At 61.2% G+C, this 16,274-nt stretch carries 13 protein-coding genes; 10 read left to right on the top strand and 3 right to left on the bottom strand.

Features of this window, described 5'->3' with window-relative positions:
• Positions 1–16: 16 nt before the first annotated feature.
• Both glpK and ACHEXK_RS12730 read right to left on the bottom strand, forming a co-directional pair.
• A complete protein-coding gene (glpK, locus tag ACHEXK_RS12735; RefSeq protein WP_416546696.1) occupies positions 17–1,522 on the bottom strand; it encodes a glycerol kinase GlpK in 1,506 nt (501 codons plus the stop codon).
• Entirely contained in the window at positions 1,519–2,328 is an 810-nt protein-coding gene (locus ACHEXK_RS12730; protein WP_416548946.1) for a DeoR/GlpR family DNA-binding transcription regulator, read from the bottom strand. Before ACHEXK_RS12730 ends, glpK begins: the two co-directional genes overlap by 4 nt.
• 131 nt (positions 2,329–2,459) lie before the next feature.
• On the opposite strand from ACHEXK_RS12730, the gene ACHEXK_RS12725 reads away from it, so the two are divergent.
• Positions 2,460–4,040 carry an FAD-dependent oxidoreductase gene (locus tag ACHEXK_RS12725; protein ID WP_416546695.1) on the top strand — a complete coding sequence of 527 codons (1,581 nt, stop codon included), beginning with the start codon at positions 2,460–2,462 and terminating at the stop codon, positions 4,038–4,040.
• A gap of 22 nt (positions 4,041–4,062) precedes the next feature.
• Entirely contained in the window at positions 4,063–5,208 is a 1,146-nt protein-coding gene (locus ACHEXK_RS12720) for a Gfo/Idh/MocA family protein (RefSeq protein ID WP_416546694.1), read from the top strand.
• A gap of 25 nt (positions 5,209–5,233) precedes the next feature.
• Here ACHEXK_RS12720 and ACHEXK_RS12715 read toward each other — a convergent pair whose 3' ends face one another.
• Positions 5,234–6,211 (bottom strand): hypothetical protein, encoded by a 978-nt coding sequence (locus ACHEXK_RS12715; RefSeq protein ID WP_416546693.1) that lies wholly within the window; start codon positions 6,209–6,211, stop codon positions 5,234–5,236.
• A 71-nt stretch (positions 6,212–6,282) separates the two neighbouring features.
• Between ACHEXK_RS12715 and ACHEXK_RS12710 the strand changes: the two genes are divergently transcribed.
• From ACHEXK_RS12710 to ACHEXK_RS12675, 8 genes are all read left to right on the top strand, one after another.
• The gene (locus ACHEXK_RS12710) at positions 6,283–7,554 is read left to right on the top strand and encodes an ABC transporter substrate-binding protein (protein ID WP_416546692.1); all 1,272 of its coding nucleotides are present in this window, start codon (positions 6,283–6,285) and stop codon (positions 7,552–7,554) included.
• Positions 7,555–7,661: 107 nt separating this feature from the next.
• A complete protein-coding gene (locus ACHEXK_RS12705) occupies positions 7,662–8,639 on the top strand; it encodes a carbohydrate ABC transporter permease (RefSeq protein ID WP_416546691.1) in 978 nt (325 codons plus the stop codon).
• Between the two features lie 10 nt (positions 8,640–8,649).
• Positions 8,650–9,690 carry a carbohydrate ABC transporter permease gene (locus ACHEXK_RS12700; RefSeq protein WP_416546690.1) on the top strand — a complete coding sequence of 347 codons (1,041 nt, stop codon included), beginning with the start codon at positions 8,650–8,652 and terminating at the stop codon, positions 9,688–9,690.
• 34 nt (positions 9,691–9,724) lie between these two features.
• A complete protein-coding gene (locus tag ACHEXK_RS12695; RefSeq protein ID WP_416546689.1) occupies positions 9,725–10,765 on the top strand; it encodes an ABC transporter ATP-binding protein in 1,041 nt (346 codons plus the stop codon).
• On the top strand, positions 10,762–12,915 hold the full coding sequence (locus ACHEXK_RS12690; protein ID WP_416546688.1) for a TIM-barrel domain-containing protein: 2,154 nt from the start codon (positions 10,762–10,764) through the stop codon (positions 12,913–12,915). Before ACHEXK_RS12695 ends, ACHEXK_RS12690 begins: the two co-directional genes overlap by 4 nt.
• Before the next feature lie 284 nt (positions 12,916–13,199).
• Positions 13,200–14,477 (top strand): ABC transporter substrate-binding protein, encoded by a 1,278-nt coding sequence (locus ACHEXK_RS12685; RefSeq protein ID WP_416546687.1) that lies wholly within the window; start codon positions 13,200–13,202, stop codon positions 14,475–14,477.
• Between the two features lie 115 nt (positions 14,478–14,592).
• Positions 14,593–15,441, top strand: a complete 849-nt coding sequence (locus ACHEXK_RS12680; protein WP_416546686.1) for a carbohydrate ABC transporter permease — start codon at positions 14,593–14,595, stop codon at positions 15,439–15,441.
• Entirely contained in the window at positions 15,438–16,271 is an 834-nt protein-coding gene (locus ACHEXK_RS12675; protein WP_416546685.1) for a carbohydrate ABC transporter permease, read from the top strand. Before ACHEXK_RS12680 ends, ACHEXK_RS12675 begins: the two co-directional genes overlap by 4 nt.
• The last annotated feature ends 3 nt before the right edge of the window (positions 16,272–16,274 follow it).

The following is a 16,274-nucleotide window of genomic DNA, read 5'->3' as shown; positions in this document are numbered from 1 at the left end:
CGTGCGCCCCCAAGCGTCAGCTGCGCTGAACGGCGGCGTCCCATGCGGCCAGCTTGGCCTGGGCTTGGTCGCGGCTCCATTGGGGTTCAAAAACGCGTTCGGTGGCCAGCCGTTCGCGCAACTCGCCGGGGTGGGTGAACACCCCTTGCTGCAAGCCGGCCAACAAGGCCGCGCCCAAGGCCGTGGTCTCGGTGGTTTGGGGGCGGATCACGGGCAAGCCCATCAGGTCCGCTTGCAGTTGCATGAGCAAGTTGTTGGCGCAGGCCCCCCCGTCCACGCGCAAGGCGCGCACTTGCAGTTGTGCCAACTGCCGTGCGTCTTGTTGCATGGCTTGCAGCAGCACCGTGCTTTGCAACGCGATGCTCTCGAGCGCGGCGCGGGCAATGTGGGCCACGGTGCTGCCCCGCGTGAGGCCTTGGATGCTGCCGCGGGCATGGGGCAGCCAGTAGGGCGCACCCAAGCCGGCAAAGGCGGGCACCAGCACCACGCCTTCGCTGCCACTGACGCTGGCGGCCAGGGCCTCCACATCGCGGCTGTGGGCAATCGCGCGCAGGCCATCGCGCAACCACTGCACCACCGCACCGCCGATGAACACGCTGCCTTCGAGGGCGTAGTCGATGGGCGCTTGCGCTTGCACTTGGGCGGCGCAGGTGGTGAGCAAGCCGTTGTCGCTTTGCAGCGCCACAGCGCCGGTGTGCATGAGCATGAAGCAGCCGGTGCCATAGGTGTTTTTCACATCGCCGGCTTGCAAGCCCGCTTGGCCGAGCAGGGCCGATTGCTGGTCGCCCGCCACGCCGCCGATGGGGGGGCCTGCGCCTTCCCCCAGCAAGCCGTTTTGCACCCGGCCAAATTCAGAGACCGAGGCCTGCACTTGCGGCAACACGGCACGCGGGATGTCGAACATGGCCAACAACTCGTCATCCCATTGACCGGTGTGGATGTTGAGCAGCAGGGTGCGGCTGGCGTTGCTGATGTCGGTGCTGTGGCGTTGGCCGCCCGTCAGCTGCCAGATCAACCAGCTGTCCACCGTGCCAAAGGCCAGTTCGCCGGCCTGGGCTTGGGCGCGTGCGCCGGGGATGTGGTCGAGCAGCCAGCGCAGCTTGGTGGCCGAAAAGTAGGGGTCCAGGCGCAAGCCGGTGCGCTGCTGCACCCACGGCTCCAGGCCTTGCTCGCGCCATTGTTGGCACAGCGCTTCGGTGCGCCGATCTTGCCAAACGATGGCGTTGTGCAGGGCTTGGCCCGTGCGGCGGTTCCACAGCACCGTGGTTTCGCGCTGGTTGGTGATGCCCACGCCCCGGATGTCCGAGGGTTGGAGGCCGCATTGGGCCAACACCTGCTGGGCCGTGTCGCGTTGGCTGTGCCAGATGGCCGTGGGGTCGTGCTCGACCCAGCCGGGTTGTGGAAAGATTTGCGCGAACTCTTGTTGAGCGGTGCCCACGATGTGGCCGCGGTCGTCAAAGACGATGGCTCTGGAGCTGGAGGTGCCCTGGTCGAGTGCCAGCAAATAGGCCGGGTGTGTCATGGTGTCAAGTCTCTGAGGTGGGGAGCCGGCGCGCTGTCTGGCGCGGCGGCCACGACGCAGCGCACGGATTGGTCGCGCAGCAGTTGGTCAAATTCGGGCGACAGCGGGGCGTCGGTGAACACGGTGTGCAGGGCTTTCAAGGGGGCCATCTCGATCATGGCCGCACGGCCAAATTTGCTGTGGTCGGCCACCAGCCAGACTTGCCGCGACTGCTCGACAATGGCGCGCGCCACCATGACTTCCCGCATGTCAAAGTCGCGCAAGGTGCCGTCCGCGTCGATCCCGCTGATGCCGATCAGGCCGATGTCGACTTTGAATTGGCGGATGAACGACAACGCGGCTTCGCCCACAACGCCCAGGTCTTCGTGGCGCACCGTGCCGCCGGCCATGAGCACTTCGCAGTGGGGGTTGGCGGTCAGGGTTTGGGCCACATGCAAATTGTTGGTGATCACGCGCAGGTCGGCGTGCTGCAGCAGTTCGCTGGCCACCGCTTCCACCGTGGTGCCAATGTTCATGAACAGGCTTGCGCCGGGGGGGATGGCGGCGGCGACGGTGCGTGCAATGCGCTGTTTGGCCTGGGCATGGGTGCGCTGGCGCTGGGCATAGGTCGTGTTGCGCGCGCTGCTGTCAATGGCGCGCACGCCACCATGAAAGCGCTCGAGCGCGCCCGTTTCTGTCAGGCGCTGGATGTCGCGGCGAATGGTTTGCAGCGTGGTGTCGAATTGGGCGGCCAGGGCCTCGGTTTTGAGGCTGCCGTGCTCACGCACCTGCTGCAGCATGGCCTGTTGTCGGGGATTGAGTGCCATGGTCATGGCATTTGTTGTAACGCTTTTCAAGGAAATGGCCATCAGGGATAACGATCATATGTGATCGCATTCATTCCCGATATAAACCATAAAAGAAAATAATCGAAAACAAAACAACATTTTCGCGCCGTATGAACCTTCGACCTGAGCTTTCAGACTGGACCTCAGCACCCTGCGATGTGCTGGTGGTCGGTGGCGGCGCCACCGGCTTGGGTGTGGCTGTTCAGGCCGCTTTGGAGGGGCGTCAAGTGGTGCTGGCAGAGGCGCGTGATTGGGCCAGCGGGACATCGTCGCGTTCGACCAAGTTGCTGCATGGCGGGGTGCGTTACCTGGGGCAGGGGCGCATGAAGCTGGTGCGCGAGGCTTTGCGCGAACGCGCCATTGTGCTGGGCCTGGCCCCCCATTTGGCCCAGCCCTTGCCCTTTGTGGTGCATGCGCGAAGCTGGTGGTCGTGGGGGGTGACCGCTTGCGGATTGAAGCTGTACCAATGGCTGGCGGGCCGCTTGAGCTTGGGGCCCACCGAAACCTGGCGTGCGGATGCCTTGAAGGCCGGTCCTCCTTGCCTGCCCGGCACTGTGGGGGCTGTGCGTTATTGGGATGGGCAGTTTGAGGATGCGCGCTTGGCGCTGGCCTTGGCGCGAACTGCCCAGGCCAGTGGCGCGCGCGTGCGCAACCATGTGCGGGTGGTGGGCTTGGCCCGGCAGGGCCCAGGCTGGCTTGTCACTTTGCAAGACACCCTCACGGGCCAAACCGCCAAGTTGCAAGCCCGGAGTGTGGTCAACGCCACCGGGGTTTGGGTCGATGCACTGCGGCAACTGGCCTTGCCTGCAGCCCCTTCGGGGCAGACTGCGCTGCCTTTGGTCAAGCTCAGTCAAGGGGTGCATTGGGTGGTGGACCGGGCACTGCTGCCTTTGAAAGAGGCCGTATTGGTGCCGCGCACGTCGGACGGACGTGTGTTGTTTGCCGTGCCTTGGTTGGGCGCCACCGTGATCGGCACCACCGACACGCCCAGGAGCGATGCACCGCTGGAGCCACGCCCTATGGCCGAAGAGTTGGCCTTTTTGCTGAAGGAAACCGAGCGGGCTTGGGGTGTGCGCTTGCAGGCCCAAGATGTGAAAAGCGTTTGGGTGGGTTTGCGCCCTTTGGTGGGCACGGGCTCTGCCGCTTCGGGGGGCACGGCGCAGCTGTCGCGCGAACACCTGATTGCGCGGGAGGCGCCCGGTTTCGTCACGGTGACGGGTGGCAAATGGACCACTTACCGCAGCATGGCGCAAGACGTGATGGCCGCCTTGGTGCAGGCGGGTGATTTGCCTGCGCCCAAGCGCCATGCCCACACCGAGCGCCACCCTTTGTGGGGCGCGCCGCCCCCAGGCACCCGTGCCGTGAGCTTGCGCGACGCCCCGGGCCTGCACCTGCTGGGCACGCACGCCGATCTGGTGGCCAAGGCCCCTGGCGCGCAAGAGATGCTGGGGCTGGGCTTGACGGCCGCGATGGTGCGTTACGCTGCGCGGGCGGAATGGGCCGTCACGGTCGAAGACATGTTGGCCCGGCGTTGGCGGGTTTTGTTTTTGGATGCGCGCTTGGCCGCCAGCATGGCCCCCCGCGTGGCCGAGTTGCTGCGGCAAGAGACGGGTATCGACCCGGCCTTGCCCGCATTTTTGGCCTTGTGCCAGCAGTACCAGTTGCGCCCGTCGGATTTGGCGGGCCCTTGAATCACATGCCTTTGAAGGAGCGATGGCTTTGACTACCCCCCAGATTTCTAAGGTGCGCTACGGCATCATCGGCTGCGGCATGATGGGCCAGGAGCACTTGCGCAACATCGCCTTGTTGCCCGGTGCATCGGTCACGCGCATTTTTGAGCCCGACGATGCCATGGCGGCGCTCAGCTTGGGCATGGCGCCCGGCAGCCAGCGTGCCAACAGCTTAGAGGATGTGGTGACATCGCCCGACGTGGACTGTTTGTTGGTGGCCAGTCCCAACTTCCGACATGCGCAGCAATTGGCCGAGATCGCGGCATTGCGGCCTTTGCCTGTCTTGCTGGAAAAGCCCGCCTGCACCTCGCTGGAGTCTTGGCATGAATTGGCCTTGCTGGAAAAGTCCTACCCCGCGCCAATTTGGGTGGCCATGGAGTACCGCTACATGCCACCCGTGGCACGCTTGAGCGAGGAGGCGCACAGCCAAGCGCACACCGGGCCGCTGACGATGCTGTCCATCCGCGAACACCGTTTCCCCTTTTTGGTCAAGGTGGGTGACTGGAACCGGTTCAACCGCTACACCGGCGGCACCTTGGTCGAAAAGTGCTGCCACTTTTTTGACCTGATGCGCCATGTGCTGCGCAGCGAACCGGTGAGGATTTACGCCTCAGCCTCTGTGGCCCATAACCACTTGGACGAGCGCTATGCCGAGGGTGTGCCCGATATCCTGGACAACGCGTATGTGGTGGTGGACTTCGCCCAGGGCCAGCGTGCCTTGCTGGAGTTGTGCATGTTCGCCGAAGGCGCACGTTACCAAGAGGAAATTTCACTGGTCGGCACGCGTGGCAAAGCCGAATGTTTTGTGCCCGGACCCGGCCGGTTCTGGCCTGACCATTTGGGTGCAGCCCCCGTGCCCAAAGTGGTCATCAGTCCGCGAGACCCCAAGGGCCCTTGGGAGCTGGATGTGCCCGTGGATCCGGTGGCTTTGGCGGCCGGGGACCACAACGGCTCGACTTTGTACCAGCATCAGCGCTTCCATGCGGTGGTGCGTGGACAAGGGCAGGTCGAGGTGAGTTTGCGCGATGGTTTGGCGGCCGTGATGATGGGTTTGGCCGCTCAAGAGTCTGCGCGCACGGGGCAGGCGATTGATTTGACCCAAGGCGCTTATGCCTTGGCGCCCCTGTAGAGCCGTGACTGCGGTGACGCGCACATCACCCCACCACCTCGCGCACGAAGCGCGCAGCGGTCTGCCAATCGGCGGCGGTCATGGCGTGGCCGCCGGTGCGTGCGTGCCATTGCAGGCGGCTCGCCCCGTGGGGCTCTGGCGCAGCGCGCTCCCAGAGGGGGCGCAGCACATCGGCCATGTGCCGCGTGCCGGCCGGGTTGGCCCACAGATCGTCTTGGGCTTGCAGCAGGCACAAGCCTCTTGGGGCGATTTGGCTCAGCATGTGCCGAGGCAAGTCCATTTCCACCAGGCGCTCGCGCTGGGCCGCCTCTTGCATGGCAGGACCGAGCCAATGGGGAAACTGCTGGGCCAATTGCGCCAGGCTTTCTGCACCGGCCGGCTGGATGGCCAAAGAGGCGGCGCCTGCGGTGCCGCTGTTGTGGGCGATGACGGCTGCGATGCGCGTGTCCAGCGCCGCGGCCAGCAAGGCCGCTTTGCCGCCCCGCGAGTGGCCAATGACCGCAACGCTGGCCATGCGCTCTGGGCCGATGGCCTGCAGTGCATCCACACCGCACTGCAGGCCCCATGCCCAGACCGCCAGACAGGCGCTGCGGCCTGGGTGGCGCTGCCCATCAAAACCCCCCCCGCCTTGCCCAGGGGCCGTGTCAAACGCGAGCTCTGTGCGGTCAAACCAAGCCAGAGCGATGCCTTGACGCAAGACCGTCGATGCGGCCTCGTGGCCCACCACGTGGGGCCAGCAACCATCGGGGCTGAGCAGCACCGGGCAGCGCCCTGGCAGCCGAGGCCAAACCACCGTCAAGCGCCAGTGGGCCCCAGCAGGCGCGCCTGCGCTCAGGCGCCAAACCTCCAGCACCCGATCGGCCTGGACCAGTTGGTGGGCCAGTTGCGCCTGCACGGGCTGTGTGTGGGGCACCAACGGTCCAAACAAGGCTTCGAGGGCTGCGCGGTACGCCGCCGGATTCGCCACCGATGTCGCAGGGTTGGGTGTTAATTCATTCAGCATTCGTATAAACGATAAGCGCGTTTCTTCATCTTTCAACTATATTCTTTTCACCACTAAACGAGGAGTTCCCCATGCAATCTGTCTCTATCCGCCCCCTGGCTTTGGCGCTTGGTTTGTCTGCCATGGCGGGCTTGGCCCAAGCCGGCGAAATCCGTGTCATGTGCTACCAAGACGGCGTGGAGTGCGAGGTCACTGCCGAGCTGGCCAAACGTTTTGAAGCGCAAAACCCCGGCACCAAAGTCATCATCGACACGGTCCCTTACAAGTCCATCGTGGAACAACTGCCGGTGCAGTTGGCCGCAGGTCAAGGCCCGGACATTGCCCGCGTGACCGATTTGGGCGGTCTGTCCAAGTACTACATGGACATTTCGGCGCACCTGAAAAACCGCAAATACTGGGACGACAACTTTGGCGCCACCGCCGCTTGGCTGCGCCCCAGCGCCACCGACAAAGGCATTTACGGTTTCATGTCGCAACTGACCATGACCGGTCCATTTGTCAACAAAACCCTGTTCGAGCAGGCCAAGGTGCCGATGCCAGGCGCCAAAGCCACCTGGGACGACTGGATGGAAGCGAGCCGCAAGGTCGCCAAAGCCACACAAATCAAAGCCGCTGCGGCGTGGGACCGCTCAGGCCACCGTTTTGCAGGTCCCGCCATCAGCTACGGTGCCAAGGTGTTTGATGCTCAGGGCAACCCCGTCATTGATGCTGGCTACAAAACCACCGTCAATAAATTTGTCGCTTGGCACAAAGATGGCGGCATGATGCGCGAGGTCTGGGCTGGCACGGGCGGCTCGACCTACGCCTCGTCGATCGATGAGTTCATCAACGGCAATGTGGCCATGGTGCTGGCCGGCAGCTGGCAAATTGGCAACCTGCAAAACAAAGTGGGCAGCAATTTTGATTGGGTCGCGGTGCCCAACCCTTGCGGACCTGCCGCTTGCTCCGGCATTCCGGGTGGCGCAGCTTGGGTGGCATTGAAAACCAGCAAATCCCCCAAAGAGGTTGGCGCCTTCATGGACTTCATGGCCTCTGAGGCCGCTTATGCCGAGTTCAGCGCCCGCACCAACAACATCCCAGCGCATGCCGGTTTGGCCAAAAAAGGGGTGGACTATGCGGGTGCCAAACCTGCGGCCAAAGCCGCTTTGGGCGTGTTCAGTGCCGGTGTGGCCCAACTGGCCCCTGTGGCGTACCAGTTCCAGGGTTACAAGTTCAACCGCGCCATCATGCTGCCCACGGTCAGCCGCGTGACGCAGGCGATTGTGGGTGAAATGAGCACCGACGAAGCGGTCAACAAGATCACGTCGGACATGCAAGACGCCATCAAGCAAGCCCAGAAGTAACCCCCCCCACGAGGGTGAACGACGCAGGTGTGGGCACGGGGTGCCCACACCGCTTTTTTGGTGGGTTTGCTGATCGCTTCGCTGGCACGGCGAGGTGAGGTTCCTCTATGAGATTTCTCGCTTTCTTTTTCAATCTGCTCGAGCCCTTTTTCAGGTTCGGGCAGCGACACCTCGGGCTGCAGCGTTTGGGGTGGTTGTTTGTGGCGCCAAATTTGCTGGTGTTTGGGCTGTTTTGTTTTCTGCCCATCCTGATCAACTTGATCTACGCCGTCACCGGTGGCGTGAATTTGATGCCCTTGACGCGGCCATTCACCGGTGCGGAAAACTTCCAAATCTTGTTCGAATGCGGTGATTACCTGGACTTGTCCACCTGCCGCAAAGATGTGTTTTGGCGGGCGATTTTCAACACCGTGAAGTTCAGCTTCATCCAGGTGGGTTTGATGGTGCTGTTGTCCATGGTCACGGCCTTGGTGCTCAACCGCAAGATTTTGGGGCGCGGGTTTTGGCGGGGTGTGTTCTTTTACCCCGTGCTCTTGTCGCCTGTGGTGGTGGCCTTGATTTGGAAATGGCTGCTGCAGAGCCAAGGCGCCTTCAATGCCGGCTTGGTGGCCTGGGACATGCCCCCTGTGCAGTGGCTGACCGACTCGGGCTGGGCCTTCTTCTGGACGGTGTTTGTCTCCATCTGGGCGCACATGGGCTTTTACACCTTGATCTTGTTGGCGGGCTTGCAGGCCATTCCGAAAGACTTGTATGAGGCGGCCGAGATGGACCGCGCCAGCCCTTGGCGCACCTTGACCCGCATCACGCTGCCTTTGCTCATGCCCAATTTGATTGTGGTGTTGGTGCTGGCGGCTATCCGGGCGGTGCAGGTGTTTGACGAGGTGTTCGTATTGACCGGCGGCGGCCCAGGTTCTGCCACCACGTTCATCGTGCAGTTCATCTACCAAACGGGTTTTGCCGAGCAAATCCATTTGTATGGCTTGGCCGCTGCGGCTTCTTTGGCGTTGGCGTTTTTCTTGATTGTGTTGACTTTGGCCCAGCTGCGGCTGACCCGAGCCAGCGAAGCTGGCCAGAAAGGGCGCTGAAATGGCTTGGATGAATTTTTTGTGGCGCACCCGTGGCCGACAGCGGCTGGACTGGACCGACGTGCTCAGTTACGCCTACTTGGTGGTGGGCTTGTTCACCATGTTTGCACCCGTGGTCTGGTTGGTCATGTCCTCGTTCAAGACCGAGGCGGCGATTGGGCAGTTCCCGCCCACCTTCATGCCCTACACCCAAAAAACCGTGGTGGTGGTGGGGCACGAGAAGCCCTTGCCGCTGTTCACCGTGACGCTGGACGATGGCCGCAAACGCGACATGGCCCAGGTGGGGCGCATCGGCATCATGGCCACCATGGTCGACCCCGCAGACCCGCAAGAGCGTGTGCAGGTCAACATCCGCCAGCGTGAACCCGTCAACACCTTGAAGTTCGCTTGGAGCAATTACACCGATTTGTTTGGCAAGTTCACTTTTGGCACTTACCTGTGGAACAGCGTGTTCATCACGGTGGTGGCCACGGTGCTGACTTTGCTGTTCAACTCCATGGCCGCGTTTGCTTTGTCCAAGTACAAATTTCGCGGACAAAAAGGGGTGTTCTTTTTGATCATTGCCACCTTGATGATTCCGCCCACCATCATTTTGGTGCCGGTGTTTTTGGTGATCAACGAGGTGGGTCTGCTCAACAGCTTGTGGGGTGTGATACTGCCTGCCGTGGCCACACCGACCGGTGTGTTTTTGCTGCGGCAGTACATGCTGACCATCCCCGACGAGTTGATGGAGGCCGCTCGCATGGACCACGCCAGTGAGTGGCGCATTTATTGGCGCATCGTGTTGCCTTTGTCCGCACCCGCTTTGGCGGTGTTGGCGATTTTCTCGGTCATGTGGCGTTGGAACGATTTCCTGCTGCCATTGATCGTGCTGTCTAAAAATGAGTTTTTCACCCTGCAACTGGCGCTCAACTCCTTCCAAGGTGAGCTCAACACCCAGTGGCATTACCTTTTGGCCATGACGGTGATCACCTTGTTGCCCGTCACCTTGGTGTTTGCTTTTCTCCAGCGTTACATCACCACCGGCATCGCTGGTGCGGGTGTGAAGTGAACCTTTATTCCTCTTGATTGTCAGGTCCTTGATCGTGTCCACCCTTGAATTGCGTGCGCTGCACAAAAAGTTTGACCAAACCTCGGTGATCCACGGCGTGGATCTGCAGGTGGCCCATGGTGAATTTGTGGTGTTTGTCGGACCGTCCGGTTGTGGCAAGTCCACCTTGCTGCGCATGATTGCCGGGCTGGACGAGCCGACCGAAGGTGACTTGCTGATCGATGGCGAGCGCGTCAACGACTTGGGCGCTGCCGAGCGCGGTTGTGCCATGGTGTTCCAGTCGTATGCGCTGTACCCGCACATGACGGTGTACGACAACATGGCGTTTGGCCTTGAAAACGCCAAAGTGCCGCGTGCCGAGATCGAGCGCAAGGTGCACGAGGCCGCCACCTTGCTGCGGCTAGAAGCCTTGTTGCAGCGCCGCCCAACACAGTTGTCGGGCGGGCAGCGCCAGCGGGTGGCCATCGGGCGGGCGATTGTGCGCAATCCCAAAATTTTCTTGTTCGATGAACCGTTGTCCAACCTGGATGCCGAGTTGCGCGTCTCCATGCGCAGCGAGTTGCGTGAATTGCACCAACGCTTGGGCGCCACCATGATTTATGTGACCCACGATCAGGTCGAAGCCATGACCATGGCCGACACCATCGTGGTGCTGCGGGCGGGTTTGGTCGAGCAGGTGGGCACCCCCGTGTCGCTGTATGAACAACCTTGCAACACCTTTGTCGCTGGCTTCATTGGCAGTCCGCGCATGAACTTTGTGCCTGCGGCTTGGGCACGGGCGGGCGCGGGCTGGCTGCCGTGGGTGCCAGCGGGGGCGAATCTGTTGGGCATCCGTCCCGAGCATTGGCAGCCGTGTGAAGCTGGCCAAGGCCTGCCCATGACGGTGCGCCACGCCGAGTACATGGGGGCGCAACGCCTGGTGCACGCCGAGCTGGCAGACCAAACCCGTGTGGAGTTGTTGGTCGATGGGGAGCTGGTTTTGTCGGTGGGGCAGACCGTTCACATGACGGTGGCCGAACACCATGTGCATGTGTTTGACGCGCAAGGGCGACGCATGGAAAGGGCCGCAGCATGAAACCGGTCGAAACGCGGGCTTGGCAAGCGCAACCCGGGGGGGCAGATGCCGATGCGGTCGCCGCTTTAGCGGCGGGTGGCCAATTGCGGCTGGTTTTTTTATCGCCCACCATGGCCCGGGTGAGCTGGCAAGCGACGCCCGCTTACAAAGAACCGCGCACCTGGGCGATTGCGCCTGTGGCGGGCGAAGATGTGCCTTGGCACGGCCGCGAACGCAGCAGTTTGGCCGGCTTTGAGCGGCCCGCATTGTCCCCGCTGGCCCAAGGGCACGGCTTGCAAACCGAGCAATTGGCCGTGCAATGGCGGGGGGGGCCAGGCGAGCCCGTGCGGCTGACGTGGACCGAGCCGGCCACAGGGCGTGTCTTTCAGTCGGACCGGGTCACCAGTGCTTATTTGAGTGAGCAGCGCACGGGCTTGGTGCGCCATTGTGTGGTGCGCTCGCCGAGCGAACACTATTACGGCCTGGGTGACAAAACGGGGCCCCTGAATCTGCATGGCAGGCGGTTGCGGTGTTTGGGGCAGGACTCCATCGGTTATGACCCAGAACGTGGTGATCCGCTTTACAAGCACTGGCCATTTTTGCTGACCCGAACCGTGGAAGGTTTGTGGGTCGGCATTTACTACGACACCTTGTCGGCGTGCACCTTTGACTTGGGCTGTGAGCATGACAACTACCACGGCTTGTTCCGCACGACCGAAATCGACGATGGCGATTTGGACTACTACCTGATGGTGGGTGCAGACCCCGCGCAGGTGATCGCGCAATTTGTGCAGCTGGTGGGCGGGACTTTGTTGCCACCCCGCTGGACCCTGGGTTTTGCCCAAACGGCGATGGGTCTGGCCGACTCGCCCCGCGCCCAAGTCTTGCTGGAGTCCTTCATTGACGAATGCCAGCAGCACCAGGTCCCCATTTCTGCCTTCCACTACGGCTCCGGTTACTCCAGTCGTGGCAAGCAGCGCTATGTCTTCACTTGGAACCACGACAAGTTCCCAGACCCCGAGCGGGTGAACGCCAAATTCCATGCGGCGGGGATGAAGCTGGTGGCCAACCTCAAGCCTTGCTTGCTGGACGATCACCCCGCTTATGCCGATTTGGCCCGTCAAGGCGCATTCATTGAACACGAAGGCACTGGCCAAGCGGTGGTGGAGCCGTATTGGGATGGTCAGGGTTCGCACCTGGACTTCACCCGCGAGCAGGCCATTCGGTGGTGGCAGTCGCAGCTCCAAGCGCAAATCTTGCAACGTGGCATTGATGTGGGTTGGAACGACAACAACGAATACGCCATCCAGGCCGAAGACGCCTTCAGTGCGGGTCTGGGACAGACCCTGCCCATGCACCGCAGCCGGCCCTTGCATGGCTTGCTGATGACGCGTGCCACCTTCGAGTCGCAGCAAGCCCATGCCCGTGCAACCGGGCAGGATGACCTGGTCTTCACCATCACCCGCGCTGGGCCACCGGGCTTGCAGCGGTATGCGCAAACTTGGTCTGGGGACAACACCACCAGTTGGGCCAGCTTGAAGTGGAACATCCGCACCGGTTTGCAAATGAGCCTGTCGGGGATGTTCAACATCGGGCACGACGTGGGCGGGTTCTTCGGGCCAGTGCCCGATGCCGAGTTGTTTTTGCGGTGGGTGCAGGCGTGCAGCCTGAACCCGCGCATGGTCATGAACTCTTGGAAAGAGGGCCATGTCAGCAATTTGCCCTGGATGCATCCGCAAGTCACCGAGGCGGTCACGCAAGCCATCCGTTTGCGCTACCGTTTGCTGCCTTACCTGTGGCAATGCTTTGAGGCCGCCAGCCAGCAGCATCGCCCCATCATCCGGCCCACCTTTTTCAATTTTCCGGACGATCTGCAGTGTCTGGAAGATGCCGATGACTTCATGCTGGGTGATGACCTGTTGGTCGCCCCCGTGGTGGCGCCAGGTGATCGGCAGCGGCGGGTGTACCTGCCCCAGTTGCCCGGCGGCGCCAGCTGGTTTGACTTCTACACCCGTGCGCCTTTGGCCGCGGGCACCCATCACTGGGTGGATGCGCCCTTGAACCACTTGCCGCTGTTCGCACGCTCGGGTGCCCGCATTCCTGTGGCCAAGCCTCAAGCCGGTGCGTTGCCCCAGTTCAACGATCCCGTGTCTGAGCACTTGGTTTTTTGACCCTCAAGCCCTCGGCGCCGCCCCGCGGCGGTGGTCGAGGCGCAGTCCTGTTATCTCACCCACAAACCGCGCAGGCCTTGCCCACATCGGCCCAGGCCCTGCCGCGTGCGCTCGTTGGCGGCCCAGGGGCTTGAGCGCCCAATTCTGACGCGAAAACTAGGGTAAACCCCCTTTTTCTGAGGCCCCCAAGTTGAGACACTGTGCGTTCCAAAAACGTTTTTGGAACGGTTTTGAACCGCTTACCTTTCGGACGGTACCGCCCGATATTGCACAAGGAGAATTGGATGAAACAGATGAAACGTCCCGCCAAGCAGGTGCTGGTCGGGTTGGGTCTGTCGCTGTTGGCGACCGCATCGGTGAATGCGCAATCCGTGTTGTTTTGGTCAACGCAGGCCACGCCGGTGAACGAGCAAAAAGATGTGCGCGAGATCGTGCTCAAGAGCAGCCCCGTGCCCGTCGAGTTCGTGACCAACAACGACGGTCCTTACTTCACCCGTTTGAACGCCGAATTGCAAGCGGGCAAAGGCAGCATTGGCTTGTTGGGTGCTTTGCACGGTGGCTTGTCGAGCAACACCAAAGATTTGCAAGATTTGAGCAAATTGGGTGCCACGTCCAAAATCAGTCCAGCATTTGTCAAACTCGGCAAACTCGGCACATCGGAGCAAAAATACATCCCTTGGATGCAAGCCACTTTCGTGATGGCCGCCAACAAAAAAGCCTTGCCGTATTTGCCTGCCGGTGCCGACATCAACAAACTGACCTATGACCAGTTGGTGGCTTGGTCCAAAAACATGGCGGAAAAAACAGGCGGCCCCAAATTTGGCTTTCCGGCCGGCCCGCAAGGTTTGAAGCACCGCTTTTTCCAAGGCTACCTCTACCCCTCCTACGCAGACTCCATGGTCACGGAGTACCGCTCAGCAGGGGCTGAGGCCGGTTGGAACATGTTCAAAGAGCTCTGGAAATACACGCACGCCTCGTCCACAGGCTTTAACCAGATGCAAGAGCCGCTGAAAAACGAGCAAGTCTGGGTGGCTTTTGACCACATTGCACGATTGGCCGATGCCTTCAACGCCAAGCCCAATGACTTTGTGGCCTTTCCTGCACCCAGCGGCCCCACGGGGCGCGGCTTCATGCCTGTTTTGGCGGGTCTGGCCATTCCCAAAACAGCCCCTGACAAAGCGGGTGCAGAAAAGCTGGTGGCCTACCTCATGACGCCTGAAGTTCAGCTGGCCACCTTGCGTGCCACCAACTTCTTCCCCACTGTGGACGTCAAGATTCCGGCCGACATGCCGCCTTCGGTGCGCATCACCGCAGAGGCCATCGCCAAGCAAGCCGGCTCGGCCGATGCCAACCCAGGCCTCTTGCCTGTGGGCTTGGGTGCATTGGGGGGCAAATTCAACCAGGTCTATGTGGACACCTTTGAGCGTGTGGTTCTGGCCGGTCAACCCGTCAAAGCGGTGCTGGACGAGCAAGCCGCCGCGTTGCGCAAGATCATGCAAGAAGCCAATGCCCCTTGCTGGGAGCCTGACAAGCCATCGGTGGGCGCTTGTCCTGTCAAGTGATGGTGTGATGAACTGTTGATTCAGGTCCGGTGCCGGCGCAAGGCACCGGCCTGAATGTGGTGGCAGCCCCGGCTTGCCGCTTGTCAAAGACCGAAGACACCCCCCCAAAAAGACCATGAACCAACGCTTGCTGCCTTATGGGTTGATTGCGCCTGCCACGCTGTTCACCGTGGCCTTGTTTGTCGTGCCGTTTTATGGCGTGGCCAGCTTGGCTTTTACCGATGCCAACGGGGGATTTTCTCTGGCGGCCTTCCAGACGATGAGCAGCCATTGGAAATTTGGCGCTGCGCTCAAAAACACCTTGTGGCTCGCGGCATTGGTGATTCCTTTGCAGCTGGTCTTGGCATTGGCGATGGCCCAGATGTTGAGCCAGATCCGCAAGGGCCGTGATCTGTTGCTGTATGTTTGGACGGTGCCACTGGGCATTTCAGACTTGGCTGCCGGCATCATTTGGCTGGCGATTTTTGAACAAACCGGTTTTCTGAATTCGGCGTTGGTGACATTGGGCATCTCGTCGGAGCCCTTCAATTTTTTGGCTTTTCAAAATACAGCCACCCTGTTGGTGGCCGTGGTGTTGGCTGAAGTGTGGCGGGCCACCGCCATCGTCCTGGTGATTTTGGTCTCTGGCATGGGGCTGATACCCAAGGAGTACGGTGAAGCGGCCGATGTGTTTGGCGCCAGTGCATGGCAAAAGTTCCGGCATGTCACACTGCCTTTGCTCAAGCCCAGTTTGCAAACCGCCCTGATCTTACGGACCATCTTGGCCTTTGAGGTGTTCGCGGTGGTGGCCGCTTTGTCGGGAACCAAGTTCCCGGTCTTGATGAGTGAGACCTACAACTGGCAATTCAATTTGCAAGACGGCCCGGTCGCCGCAGCGATGGCCATGGTCATTCTGGGGGTGTCCATCGTGTCCACCCTCATTTATCTGCGTGCATTGCGCACGCCGCAAGGAGCCTCGGCATGACGGGCGCAGTGCTGACGCTGGCGCAAAGACAGCGCCGTACACGGATGATTTTGCTCACCGGGGCCACGCTGGTGAGTTTGTGGGTGGCTTTGCCCATCTACTTTTTACTCGCCAATGCCTTGTCCACACCCGAGGCCGTCAATTCATTCCCGAAAAACGCGGTGCCCCACTTGGACGTGGGCAGCATCCAGTACCTGCTGGACTACGAGGGCGTGTTGAAGTCCTTGTTCAATTCATTGGCCGTGGCCATGCTGACCATGGTGGGGTCCATCACGCTGGGCGCCCCCGCGGGTTATGCGTTGGCACGCTATGAGTTCAAGGGCAAGGGCGGTTTTCGCATGCTCATCATGCTCACCCGCGCATTCCCATTGCCCCTGCTCGCTTTGCCTTTGACGGTGTACTTCATTCGATGGGGCATTGACGACTCTTTGATCGGCTTGGCACTGGTTCACACCATGCTGGCGCTGCCTTTTTCGGTGTTGATTACCTATTCCTTGTTCTCGGGCATCCCCGTTGAACTGGAGGAGGCGGCCTGGGTATTTGGCTGCAACAAACTGCAGGCTTTTGCACGTGTCGTGCTGCCCTTGGCCTTGCCTGGCATGGTGGCGTCAGCGGTGTTTGCCTTCATCATTTCCTGGAATGAGGTGTTTGCCGCTTCTGTATTGACCGTCCAAAACAGAACACTCACAGCCCTGTTGCTGCAAAGTTTGGACTATGCGCCTTTGCACTTGAAGTTTGCGGGGGGTGCCTTGTTGGTGTTGCCTGCTGCGGTTTTCATGTTCCTGATTCGCAAACACATGTTTGCGATGTGGGGCATTTCCAATCGATGAAAA

Source organism: Limnohabitans sp. DCL3 (genome assembly GCF_048019295.1).
Taxonomy (GTDB): Bacteria; Pseudomonadota; Gammaproteobacteria; order Burkholderiales; family Burkholderiaceae_C; genus Limnohabitans_A.
Note: the sequence above shows the minus strand (reverse complement) of the source record. Positions and strands in the feature narration are given on the sequence as shown.

Bases quoted from the DNA above. Each gene is read 5' to 3' on its own strand.
- ACHEXK_RS12705 (WP_416546691.1), top strand. From the start codon at position 7,662: ATGAGATTTCTCGCTTTCTTTTTCAATCTGCTCGAGCCCTTTTTCAGG.
- ACHEXK_RS12685 (WP_416546687.1), top strand. From the start codon at position 13,200: ATGAAACAGATGAAACGTCCCGCCAAGCAGGTGCTGGTCGGGTTGGGT.
- ACHEXK_RS12720 (WP_416546694.1), top strand. From the start codon at position 4,063: ATGGCTTTGACTACCCCCCAGATTTCTAAGGTGCGCTACGGCATCATC.
- ACHEXK_RS12730 (WP_416548946.1), bottom strand. From the start codon at position 2,328: ATGGCACTCAATCCCCGACAACAGGCCATGCTGCAGCAGGTGCGTGAG.
- glpK (WP_416546696.1), bottom strand. From the start codon at position 1,522: ATGACACACCCGGCCTATTTGCTGGCACTCGACCAGGGCACCTCCAGC.
- ACHEXK_RS12690 (WP_416546688.1), top strand. From the start codon at position 10,762: ATGAAACCGGTCGAAACGCGGGCTTGGCAAGCGCAACCCGGGGGGGCA.
- ACHEXK_RS12710 (WP_416546692.1), top strand. From the start codon at position 6,283: ATGCAATCTGTCTCTATCCGCCCCCTGGCTTTGGCGCTTGGTTTGTCT.
- ACHEXK_RS12700 (WP_416546690.1), top strand. From the start codon at position 8,650: ATGAATTTTTTGTGGCGCACCCGTGGCCGACAGCGGCTGGACTGGACC.
- ACHEXK_RS12680 (WP_416546686.1), top strand. From the start codon at position 14,593: ATGAACCAACGCTTGCTGCCTTATGGGTTGATTGCGCCTGCCACGCTG.
- ACHEXK_RS12675 (WP_416546685.1), top strand. From the start codon at position 15,438: ATGACGGGCGCAGTGCTGACGCTGGCGCAAAGACAGCGCCGTACACGG.
- ACHEXK_RS12725 (WP_416546695.1), top strand. From the start codon at position 2,460: ATGAACCTTCGACCTGAGCTTTCAGACTGGACCTCAGCACCCTGCGAT.
- ACHEXK_RS12715 (WP_416546693.1), bottom strand. From the start codon at position 6,211: ATGCTGAATGAATTAACACCCAACCCTGCGACATCGGTGGCGAATCCG.